Source organism: Clostridium felsineum DSM 794, assembly GCF_002006355.2.
GTDB lineage: Bacteria > Bacillota > Clostridia > Clostridiales > Clostridiaceae > Clostridium_S > Clostridium_S felsineum.
The window spans coordinates 3,986,306-3,998,303 of the sequence record NZ_CP096980.1 but is presented as its reverse complement, the minus strand read 5'-3'; the positions used below and the strand labels follow the sequence as shown (position 1 = coordinate 3,998,303).

9 protein-coding genes and 1 other annotated feature are annotated in these 11,998 nt (G+C 29.3%); of the genes, 6 read left to right on the top strand and 3 right to left on the bottom strand.

Translation table 11 applies throughout. From position 1 onward, the window contains the following. Positions 1-141: 141 nt before the first annotated feature. Positions 142-345: a hypothetical protein gene (locus CLFE_RS18675; protein ID WP_077850923.1), complete on the bottom strand. Its 204-nt coding sequence runs from the start codon at positions 343-345 to the stop codon at positions 142-144. Between the two features lie 298 nt (positions 346-643). On the opposite strand from CLFE_RS18675, the gene CLFE_RS18670 reads away from it, so the two are divergent. The 4 genes from CLFE_RS18670 to CLFE_RS18655 all read left to right on the top strand — a co-directional run bounded on the left by CLFE_RS18670 (position 644) and on the right by CLFE_RS18655 (position 5,965). Further along, positions 644-2,521 carry a S53 family peptidase gene (locus CLFE_RS18670; RefSeq protein WP_077893859.1) on the top strand — a complete coding sequence of 626 codons (1,878 nt, stop codon included), beginning with the start codon at positions 644-646 and terminating at the stop codon, positions 2,519-2,521. A gap of 183 nt (positions 2,522-2,704) precedes the next feature. Next, positions 2,705-2,937, top strand: a binding site (T-box leader). Positions 2,938-3,000: 63 nt separating this feature from the next. Next, complete coding sequence (gene trpS / locus CLFE_RS18665) at positions 3,001-4,008, top strand: tryptophan--tRNA ligase (protein WP_077850925.1); 1,008 nt, start codon at positions 3,001-3,003, stop codon at positions 4,006-4,008. Between the two features lie 144 nt (positions 4,009-4,152). Beyond that, on the top strand, positions 4,153-4,587 hold the full coding sequence (locus CLFE_RS18660) for a MarR family winged helix-turn-helix transcriptional regulator (protein ID WP_077893858.1): 435 nt from the start codon (positions 4,153-4,155) through the stop codon (positions 4,585-4,587). A gap of 124 nt (positions 4,588-4,711) precedes the next feature. Next, the gene (locus CLFE_RS18655; protein ID WP_077893857.1) at positions 4,712-5,965 is read left to right on the top strand and encodes an Nramp family divalent metal transporter; all 1,254 of its coding nucleotides are present in this window, start codon (positions 4,712-4,714) and stop codon (positions 5,963-5,965) included. A gap of 67 nt (positions 5,966-6,032) precedes the next feature. Here the strand turns inward: CLFE_RS18655 and CLFE_RS18650 are convergent, their stop codons facing one another. Then, the gene (locus CLFE_RS18650; protein ID WP_077893856.1) at positions 6,033-6,839 is read right to left on the bottom strand and encodes a Cof-type HAD-IIB family hydrolase; all 807 of its coding nucleotides are present in this window, start codon (positions 6,837-6,839) and stop codon (positions 6,033-6,035) included. 233 nt (positions 6,840-7,072) lie between these two features. Here CLFE_RS18650 and CLFE_RS18645 point away from each other — a divergent pair, with 233 nt between their 5' ends. Then, a complete protein-coding gene (locus CLFE_RS18645) occupies positions 7,073-8,653 on the top strand; it encodes a peptide chain release factor 3 (RefSeq protein ID WP_077832338.1) in 1,581 nt (526 codons plus the stop codon). A gap of 231 nt (positions 8,654-8,884) precedes the next feature. Then, positions 8,885-11,218, top strand: coding sequence for an EAL domain-containing protein (locus CLFE_RS18640; RefSeq protein WP_077893855.1), 2,334 nt, complete (start codon positions 8,885-8,887; stop codon positions 11,216-11,218). Positions 11,219-11,307: 89 nt separating this feature from the next. On the opposite strand, the gene CLFE_RS18635 is transcribed toward CLFE_RS18640, so the two are convergent. Next, positions 11,308-11,955: an HAD family hydrolase gene (locus tag CLFE_RS18635; protein ID WP_077893854.1), complete on the bottom strand. Its 648-nt coding sequence runs from the start codon at positions 11,953-11,955 to the stop codon at positions 11,308-11,310. Between the last annotated feature and the right edge of the window lie 43 nt (positions 11,956-11,998).

The window sequence follows — 11,998 nt, the reverse complement described above, 5'->3', positions numbered from 1 at the left end:
AAATGGGATTGCTTTTAGGCAATCCCATTTTTATTCAAAATAACTATATGAAAATAAAGGTTACTTTGAATTTGATGTTTTAAAGAGACATAAATTTAGTTTTTGGTATAGGATTAGGAGCTACTTTAATCAGCTGAGGTATTAATTGGAAGTTTTAAAAATGTCATCATTCCCATTGTAGGTATAATCAAACTCCCAAGTAGCTATATTGTTGCATACTATTGGATCAACTACTGGATCAGGAAGCATAGTAGAATCATATTCTGAATATGATTTTACCTCTTTAGGATCCTGATCAAAGTAATCCCTCATATGAGGAGCGTAAGTTTTACTACTATTATTCAAATTAATCCCTCCTCACAAATACTATGGAACATTTATAGTATGTCTAGAAATAATATATTAATACATTAAAATATTAATAAATAAAATATTGATTTTGCGAAATTTATGTAAAAGTTTACTTATAGTGAATACATTGTAAATAGCTGTATTAGAAATTTGTTTTATGTAAATTTAACGAACTTGATAAACAAATAACAAAAAAATAATCAATGTAGGTATTGTAAACATTTATTAATATGGTATATAATAAAAAATATACACTATTTTTATGAAATTAATAAAAAAGGGGGAACGTTTTATGAATAAGTGTACAAAAACAATGCTGTCAATAAGTGCAGCAATACTTTTAAGCATGGGAAGTTTTACAAGTATTACTCATGCAGAAACTCAAGGTAATGTTGGAGTTTCAGAGGGAATAGCGGATACAATTACAGATAAGGCTTCATTTTTTGGGGATGTAGACCCAAATACTAAGGTTACAATTGATATTGTAATGAAAATTCAAAACAAACCTGAACTTCAAAATTATATTAACAGTACAGTCACACCTAAAAGTTCTAATTATAGAAGATACTTAAGTGTAGCTGAATTCAAAAAATCGTTTGCACCCAATTTGAAGCAAATGAACACATTAACTGAGTACTTAAAAGCTTTTGGTATTAAGAGCGAAGTATATCCAGATAATTTAATTGTTACTGCTACAGGAACAGTAGACCAAATAAATAAAGCTTTTGGTGTTGAATTACAACATGCATCGTATAAAGGAAAGACATTCCGTGCAACTAAAAAGCAGCCTAAACTTCCTAAAAAGGTTGCAGAAAATATACTATGTATCTTAGGTTTAAGTAACTATTCAAGTTATACAACAAAAACTGAAAAGGTTCCAAATGATTTAAAACCTTCAAGTGCAAATGGTCCACTTTCTCTTAATCCTTCAGATTTAATAAAACATTATGATGTACAACCTCTATATGATAATGGTGCTAGTGGTAAAAATGAGAGTATAGGTATTGTTACATTAGCAGAATTTAATACAAATGATGCATATTCTTTCTGGCAGAAGGAAGGAATAAAAGCTAAACCAAATCGTATAAAAGTTACTAATGTTGACGGTGGTTCTGGCACTGATGGTGCAGATGAAACTACACTTGATGTAGAGCAATCAGGTGCATTGGCTCCAAATGCCAAAATGAATGTATACGTTGGACCAAATACAGATCCTGGTTTTGTAGATGCATTTGCTAAAGTAATTAATGAAAATAAATGTCATCAAGTATCTGCAAGTTGGGGAGAAAGTGAAGATCTTATTGAGTATACAGCATCACAAGGTCAAGAAACTCGTGAATATGCAGAAGCATTTAATCAATTATATATGCAAGCAGCCGCACAAGGAATTTCGATGTTTGCAGCAGCAGGTGACTCAGGAGCTTATGATTCACAAAGAGACACACCAGCTTCATATGAGCTTTCTGTAGATAATCCAGCTGATAGTCCATATATTACAGCAGCAGGCGGTACTACATTAGCTTGGCAGGGAACTGTAAAAGGTGTACCAGTAAAAGTAGACAATGAACGTGCATGGGGATGGGATTATTTATATCCTGCATTTGATGCTGCTGGATTATATGCTAATGGAAAATTAGAGAAATACTTTGTTGGCGGTGGTGGAGGTTTTAGTAAAGACTTCGATACCCCTGATTATCAAAAAGGTGTTTCTGGTGTAAATACTTATACAGGCGTTGAGCAGTGGACAGCTTCAAATCCTAATGGTGTACTTCTTTTAAATGTAACTAGAGATAGTGCTCCAAAGGTTGTTACAGGTAAAGGTACTGGAAGAAATGTGCCTGATATCTCAATGAATGCAGATCCTTATACAGGTTATAATATATATTATGATGGTGAAATGACTTCTATTGGTGGTACAAGCATAGTAGCTCCACAACTAGCAGGTTTATGTGCTTTAATAAACGATAATAATAATACACAGGTTGGTTTCTGGAATCCACAAATATATAAATTTGCACAAAGCAAAAATTCACCTATAACTCCACTTAGTAGTGCAGGTGTAGATAATGACAACATCTTCTATACAGGTACAAAAGGAACAATATATAATCAGGCAACTGGTTTAGGTATACCAGATGTTGCAAAGTTAACTACAAATTTTGGAAAATAGGACAAGCAGTCATAAAATTTAATGTAATATTTTAGAATTAATGCATTAAGTATGTTTAAAAACTGTTAAAAGGATAAGGTTGTTAAACTTTACTTTTTGACAGTTTTTAGTGTTTTTGTTCCAGTAAATAAAATATATTGACAAATATAAATATAAAGATTATCATTTATATTAAATAGCATATGAAAATCGATGAAAAGAAGAGTAAATTTAAAAACAGAATTAAAGAGAACTGTTGTTTGGTGGAAGTACAGTATTTATGATTAAATTGAATGGATCTTTGAGATTTGGAGTGAAAGTATATAATTTATATTATTAGTTTCAAACGTAGCCTGCGTTAAAGGATATACATTATTTTGAGGGGAGTTATGCTCCTGAAAATAGGTGGTACCGCGTGAAATATCTACGCCCTATAGAACTTTAGTTCTTTGGGGCGTTTTATTTTTTTGTGAATTTAAATTAATAGGAGGAAATTTATTATGGGTGAAAATAAAAAAGTAATATTTAGTGGAATTCAACCATCAGGTGAACTTACTATAGGAAATTATTTTGGAGCAATTAAAAACTGGGTTAAGCTTCAAGATGAATATGATTGCTATTATTGTATAGTTGATTTACATGCAATAACAGTAAAACAGGAGCCAAAAGATTTAAGAAGAAGAACACTTCAGCTTATTGCAACATATATTGCATCAGGGATAGATCCTGAGAAAAACACTATTTTTATACAATCACATGTTCCTGCACATGTTCAAGCTCAGTGGATTCTTAATTGTACATCATACGTTGGAGAACTTTCAAGAATGACACAATTTAAGGATAAATCAAAAAAATATGAGGATACTGGTATTGGAGCAGGACTTTTAAATTATCCAGTTTTAATGGCAGCAGATATATTAATTTATCAAGCTGATTTAGTTCCTGTTGGAAAAGATCAAACTCAACATATTGAGCTTACTCGCGATTTAGCTCAAAGATTTAATTCAACTTATAGTGAAACCTTTAAGATCCCTGAAGGATATATACCAACCGGTGGTGCAAAGATAATGAGTCTTCAAGAGCCTATTAAAAAGATGTCAAAGTCTTCTGATAACCCAAATAGCTTTATTTTAATAATGGATCCACCAGAGGTTATAAAAAGAAAAGTTGCTAGAGCAGTAACTGATAATATTGGAGTTGTAAAATATACCGATGATCAGCCAGGAGTAAAAAATCTTATGAATATAATGAGCTGCTGCACTGGTATGAGTACAGCAGATATAGAGAAAAAATATGAAGGTCAGGGCTATGCTAAATTTAAAGAAGATGTTGCTGAGGCACTTATCCAAGAATTAGAGCCAATTCAAAATAAGGTAAATGAACTTTTAAAGGATAAGTCATATCTTCAGGATATATGCAAAAAAGGAGCACAAAAGGCATCTTATGTAGCCAATAAAACTGTGTCTAAAATGATGAGAAAAGTTGGATTTATTTTGCCAGAAAAATAATTTTTAGCTATTAGAAAATCAAATGTAACATTTATTAATTTTCTATAGAAATTCAGTATAATTGATGATATTATTATGAGTGTACTTATAATCAACTGATTTAGTTATGTAAATAAAGTAGTATACTGAATTGGGGTGGGTGAAATGATATCTCAGAGTAAATTTTGTATTGTTGATGTTTTACAAAAAATTATAGATAAGTTGAGAGTAATAGAATATATAAAAGCAGAAGAACTTGAGATCTCTGTAATGGAAGTTCATGGTATTTTTGAAATAGGGAAAATAGGAGAAATTACTATTAATGAGTTTTCTAAAATATTGTATCTTGACAAAAATTCTGTAAATAAATTGGTTAATAATCTTGTAGATGAAAAGTTTCTTTTAAGACATATACACCCTGAAAATAAGAGACATGTAATTTTAAAACTTACAGAAAACGGACAAAAGATATATGAGAGCATTCGTGATGATTTTAATTTATACTTCAAGAAAATTTTAGGGGATGTTCCAGAAGATAACAAGGAAGATATATCAAATGACTTTAGAATTTTACTGAAATCTATGGAAGATAATAATTAATAAAACATTGTGAGAAGAAAGATTTATTTTGGGATCTTATAGGTAATAAAATAAATCTTTCTTCTTATATTTTTTTGCAATAATACTCTTAGTTATGGAAATTATATATTTAGGAGGTGATCTGTTGATAAAAATCAATGTATTTAGAGGAAAGCATAATGCACAACGTACGGCGATAGATTTTATTAAATATATAGGACCAGGATTATTAGTTACAGTTGGATTTATAGATCCAGGAAATTGGGCTTCAAATGTATCAGCAGGTGCAGATTATGGATACTCACTTTTATGGATAGTTACACTATCAACTATAATGCTTGTAGTACTTCAACACAATGCAGCACATTTAGGTATTGTTACAGGAGACTGTCTTTCAGAAGCAGTTAGTAAGCGGTTTAAACCCTGGCTTACTAATATAATATTATATAGCGCTATTATAGCCTCAATTTCTACAGCAATGGCAGAGCTTCTTGGTGGAGCAATTGCTTTAAACATGATATTTAAATTGCCCATAAAACTTGGAACACTCATTATGCTGGCATTAGTTATATGGATGCTTTTTTCTAATTCCTATAAAAAGCTTGAAAAATTGATGATTGGATTTGTTTCAATAATAGGTCTATCATTTCTATTTGAACTATTACTTATAAAAATAGATTGGAACACAGCAGTGGTAAGTTTTGTAAAGCCTACATTTCCTAAAAATTCCATGCCCATAATAATGAGTGTTCTTGGAGCTGTTGTAATGCCACATAATTTATTTCTTCATTCTGAAATAATACAAAGTAGGCAGTGGAATCTTGAAAAGGAAGAGGTTATAAAAAGGCAGCTTAGGTATGAATTCTTGGATACTATTATTTCTATGCTTATTGGATTTGCAATAAATAGTGCAATGATACTATTATCGGCAGCAACATTTTTTAAAATGAATATTAGGGTCAATGAGCTTTCAGAAGCACAATCACTTTTAAGGCCACTTTTAGGAGGTTTTTCAGCAGGCATATTTGCCATAGCACTTTTATTTGCTGGAATAGCATCAACAGTTACGGCAGGAATGGCAGGAGGAAGTATTTTTGCTGGAATATACAAGGAGCCTTATGATATAAAGGATAGTCATACTAAAGTAGGAGTTATTATAACGCTAATTTCAGCAGCTGTAGTTATATTTTTTATAAGTAATCCATTTAAGGGTCTAATATATTCTCAGATGCTTTTAAGTATTGAATTGCCAATTACCATATTTACACAAATTTATCTTACATCCTCAAAAAAGGTTATGGGCAAGTTTGTTAATTCTGTGCTAGATAAAATTTCACTAGTAATAATAGGGGTTATAGTTACATTTCTTAATTTAGCATTACTTATTAGCTATTTGTGATATATATTGGATTTAAATAAAAAGCTTTCACACTTTGACGGTAGAAAGCTTTTATTAAAAATATTTTTTATTGATTTATCATGAACTTGTGAATAACCTTTGCAACACCGGAATTTTCATTGCTATCTGTTATATAATCGGCACATTCTTTTACAGAAGGAAATGCGTTTCCCATTGCAACCCCAAGACCTGCATGTTCTATCATGGATATATCATTTCCAGCATCACCAACGGCAATGAGTTCTTCTTTTTTTAATCCGAGGTGATCAGATAAAATTTTTAGTCCCATTCCTTTGTGTATGTCCTTGGGAGAGAATTCAAGGAAAATTTCAGAACTTCTAGTAACACAATAATCATCATATATATCTTTAGGTAAAAGTTTTTCTACATTATCTAAATTATCTTTAGAATCTATCATCATTATTTTTACGACAACAGTATCCCTAGGTAACTCACTGAAATTTTTTTCTATCAATTTTATTTGATTTAAATTAACTTCTACATCTGTATAAGGATTCTTTTTAGGAGTTATACATTCATCTATACTTAACATATGTATATTTACATTGAATTTTTCGCTTAATTTATATAATCTATCTAGATCTTCGAATTTAAGTAGTTTTTTACCTAGAATTTGACCTGTTTTTGTGTTCTGCACCAAGCCACCGTTAAAAGCTATAGCATAATCATCTTCATCAACTAAATTTAATTCTTCAAGGTAGCGCTCAATTCCCTTCAAAGGTCTACCGGTAGACAAAACAACTTTATATCCTAAGCTTTTAGCCATTTTTATAGCTTCTTTGTTTTCTTCAGATATTGTTTTATCATCATTTAAAAGAGTACCATCCATATCAAGTGCAATTAATTTATACATTAGAAACCTCCAATATTAGATTCAGTTTAATTATAGCATATTATTGTGATTTACTTTAATATGTATATCAAAACAATTATATCATATTTTCTATTTATAGTTTGTTGTAAATAGTTCATCGATATATTTAATAGAACCGTGCAGTAAGGAGGATTTGATTATGTTGAAAAAAACTATATAAACTGATATAATTTATAGTTGTTATTAATATGCCTATGTAGAGGAGATTTAAGATGTCAGAGTTGGTTAGTGAAATAGAAAAAAGGCGTACGTTCGCTATAATATCCCATCCAGATGCTGGAAAAACTACACTTACTGAAAAACTTTTGTTATATGGAGGAGCAATAAGACTTGCAGGTTCTGTTAAAGCAAGAAAAGCTTCAAAACATGCAGTATCAGATTGGATGGAAATAGAAAAACAAAGAGGAATATCTGTTACGTCTTCAGTTATGCAATTTAATTATGAAGGCTACTGTATTAATATACTTGATACCCCTGGTCACCAGGATTTTAGTGAGGATACATATAGAACACTTATGGCAGCAGATAGTGCTGTTATGGTAATCGATGCAGCTAAAGGTATAGAGGCTCAAACTAAAAAATTATTTCATGTTTGTAGTCTTAGAGGAATACCTATATTTACATTTGTAAACAAGATGGATAGAGAAAGTAGAGATCCTTTTGAACTTCTTCAAGAAATAGAAACAGAACTTGGAATAAAATCATATCCTATAAACTGGCCAATAGGTGCAGGTAAAGATTTTAAAGGTGTTTATGATAGAAGAAAAAAAGCAGTTCATGTTTTTAATGGTGGAAATCATGGTCAAACAGAAGTAGAAGATGTTGAAGGTGATGTAAATGATGAGGCTTTAGCAGGACTTTTAGGTGAAGCGCTTCAAGAAAAGCTTTCAGAAGATATTGAGCTTCTTGATATAGCTGGAGATGAATTCGATATAGAAAGAGTTAGACAGGGAGAAATAACACCAGTATTTTTTGGAAGTGCACTTACAAACTTTGGTGTAGAACCATTTCTTGAGGAATTTTTAAAACTTACTACAGCACCAACACCTAGAAATTCCGATAAGGGTGAAATAAATGTATTTGATAATGAATTTTCAGCTTTTGTGTTTAAAATTCAAGCGAATATGAATAAGGCCCATAGAGATAGAATTGCCTTTATGAGAATATGTTCAGGTAAATTTGAAAAAGGTATGGAAGTAAATCATGTTCAAAAGGGAAATACTGTAAAGCTTACTCAACCACAACAATTTTTAGCTCAAGATAGAGAAATAATTGAGGAAGCTTACGCTGGAGATATCATAGGAGTTTTTGATCCAGGTATTTTTAATATAGGTGATACCTTATGTAAGAGTTCAGATAAGTTTAAATTTGAGGGAATTCCCGTTTTTGCTCCAGAACATTTTGCAAGAGTTAGAACTGTTGATACAATGAAAAGAAAGCAGTTTATTAAAGGAATAACTCAAATAGCTCAAGAAGGTGCTATTCAAGTATTTAAAGAGGTAAATATAGGAATAGAAGAGCTTATAGTTGGAGTAGTTGGTGTTCTTCAGTTTGAAGTGCTTCAATATAGACTTCAAAATGAATACAATGTTGAGATAAAGATGGATATATTACCATTTAAATATATAAGATGGATAGAAGAAGGAGATGCTGAAAATCTTACAATTACATCTGATACTAAAATAGTTAAGGATGTAAATGAAAGAAGTTTATTGTTATTCCAAAGCGAATGGTCTATAAGCTGGGCAATTCAGCACAATGAAGGTCTTGTTCTTTCGGATATAAGTAAATAAGCATATAAATTTAATAAAGAAATTAAGGATAATTTATAATTATCCTTAATTTCTTTTGTTTTTTGTAAAAAATATGCTAATGAGGAAATAAAATTTACTGAAATTAAAATATTCTATAAAAATAAGGATTTCACACTATTTTTTTTGAAAAATAAGTCGATATATTAAATGTAAAATTTGAAGTTAAATTAGTAATAAAAAATAATTTTGAATGTTGATAGGGTGAAAATAATGGAAAAAGGACATAGGATATTTGTACATATTTTATTAGTAGTTTATATTATAGTATATTTTATTTCGGCAATTTTTCAATCTAATTTATTTGGTGATATATTATCTCCGATAGGAACTTTAATTTCATTTTTTATATTAATATATGTTTATAAAAAATCAGAAAGATCAAGGAACGTTTGGTTTATTTTATCTTTAGCATCGTTAATTTGGGCATTATCAGATATAGCATGGGGAGTTTGTGAATTATTACTTGGAATCAATCCGGAAAATATTAGTTTATTTAATTTTCTTTATTTAGGGACTAATATAGGTATATTAGTTGCAGCAGTTATATATATGAAGAAGTTTGTTAAGGGTATAAATTTAGTTCAGCTTATTATTGATGTTTTTGCAATAACGATAAGTTGTTTTGTTATATTTTGGTTTTTGTTTTTACACAGAAGCCTATCTATATTTATAGAAAATATAGATAATATAACTGAGTTTATATACATTATTACAGATTTTTTAATTATTAATTGTATTGTAGTCGGTTTGTTTTCTTTACGTAGAGGTAGATTAATTAAAGGCATATATATTACTATTTTAGGATCAGCAATGTATGCTATTGTTGATTTGATTTACGTGTATCAGTATTTTTATAATTCATATGTTCCAAATTCTATAACAGATTTTATGTATGCCATGTCCTTAATGATTATTTCATTTGGTGGATTAAATGTTTTAAAATACAATACCTCCGAATGGGCAGATAAGTTTTATTCTGAAGTTAAAAATGTTGGAAGTACCAAAAAGGGTTTAGTTTTATTATTCACTATTCCAATAAGTATAATATTTGGTGACTTCAATTTTGAAAAAATAGTAATGCTGATCTTTATTTATGTAGTTTATGAAGTATTAAGTAATTATGTACAAAAAGCTATAAATAATGAAAAGCTCTTTACCGATGAGAAAAACATGAATTTAATCTTAGAGGAAAAAATTGAGGAACGCACAAAGGAACTTTTGCAAAAAAATGAACAATTAGAATATATATCCAACCATGATTTTGTTACAAATATTTATAATAGAAGATATTTAAATGAATATTTAGATTATATTATAAATGATAAAAAAACAAATCAGCAAATAACTATATTTTATATTGATGTAGATAGATTTAAGACCATAAACGATATATATGGTCATGATATAGGTGATTATATATTAATTGAAATATCTAAAAGATTAGAAGAGGGAATTCATAAAAAGGGTATTTTAGCGAGGTTAGGTGGAGATGAATTTGTAATTGCACTAGAGGGAGAGATTAGTAGACCTGATATCGAAAAACTTGCCAAGGATATTAGTAGTACTTGTAATAAAAGTGTTTATGTAGATAGCTATGAATTTAATATGACGCTTAGTATAGGAATTTCAGTATTTCCAGACGATGCATTATCTAGAAATGTTCTTTTGAAAAATGCAGATATAGCAATGTATGATGCAAAGTCTAAAGGGAAAAATACTTACTCGTTTTTTAATTCGTATATGAGTAATGCAATTGTTGAAAAAAATGAAATTGAGATACTTCTAAAAAATGCAAATTACAATAAAGAATTTGAACTATACTATCAACCACAAGTAGATATAAAACAAAATAAGTTGATTGGTATGGAGGCACTTATTAGATGGAATTCTCCTGTAAAAGGAAACATTCCACCAAACAAGTTTATCAGAATAGCAGAAGAAATTGGTTGTATTGAACAAATAAGTGATTGGGTTATGAATACTGCAGCAAGACAAATTGGAATATGGAATAAAAAATTTGGAATGGAGTTAAAAATGTCTATTAATATTTCGCCTAATCAACTTAGTAGTGTAAAGTTTGCTAGTAAGATAAATAAAATAATAACAAAATATGGACTTCAACCTAGTTGGATTGATATAGAAATCACAGAAAATATTGCAATGAAGGGTGAAATAGTTTTAGAAGAGATATTCTCTATGTTAAACAATATGGGAGTATCAATTTCAATAGATGATTTTGGAACAGGATATTCTTCTTTAAGTTATATACAGCAATTTTCATTTGAACGTTTAAAGATTGCAAAAGAATTAATTGATAATATTACGGATGATTTGAATAAGCGTTATATTGTAAAAGCAATAGAAATGTTATCTGAAGGACTTAATATTTTAACAATAGCTGAGGGAGTAGAAACAAAAGAACAACTCAAAATAATAAAAGAACTTGGATGTGATCAGGTTCAAGGATATGTATTTAGTAGACCTATTACAGCATACATGTTTGAAGAAAAATTCCTTTCTGGAAAAAATAATGAATTTAGTTAAAAAATATTATAAATATAATAAAATTCTAACATTAATAATTTAAAATATATAGTGTTAGAATTTTTTTATTTATATGTATTTAAAGATTTTTAGCTTAAATTGGAAACATCTATTTCGTCAAAAGAATTGATTATTATATCAGCTTTAGATAAATCCTGATTGCCTGAGTTTGTATTTCTAAAACCGATACATTTCATTTCAGCATTTTTGGCAGCTAATACTCCATTGTGAGAATCTTCTATGACAATACATTCTTCAGGTAAAACGTCCAGTTTATCAGCAGCATATAGAAATATATCTGGGTTTGGTTTGCTCTTTTTAACATAGTCGCCAGTAACTATTTCATTAAAATATTCTTTTAATTTTAGAGTATCTAATATATAGCTTATAACCTTAATTGGAGATGAAGAGGCTAATGCAATTTTAAAATTATTCTTCTTTAGGGTATTTAGAAGTTCAGGTATATAATAAATAGGCTCTATGTTGTGTTTTGAAGACAGAAAATCAAAAAAACCATTTCTATCGATTTCGATAAGAGTTTCTACTGAGTAATCCAAGTTAAAACGTTTTTTTATAATACCCCACATGTATGTTGAGGTGGTTCCAATAAATTTAGAGTATTCATAAGTACTCATACTAACATTAAGAGTTTTAAATAATTTTAGTAAATATTCAAGGTGAAGGGGTTCACTATCTATAATAACTCCATCCATATCAAAAATAACTGCTTTTATCATAAAATTATCTCCTTTGAATAATAAATTAAGGGCTTGTACCGTA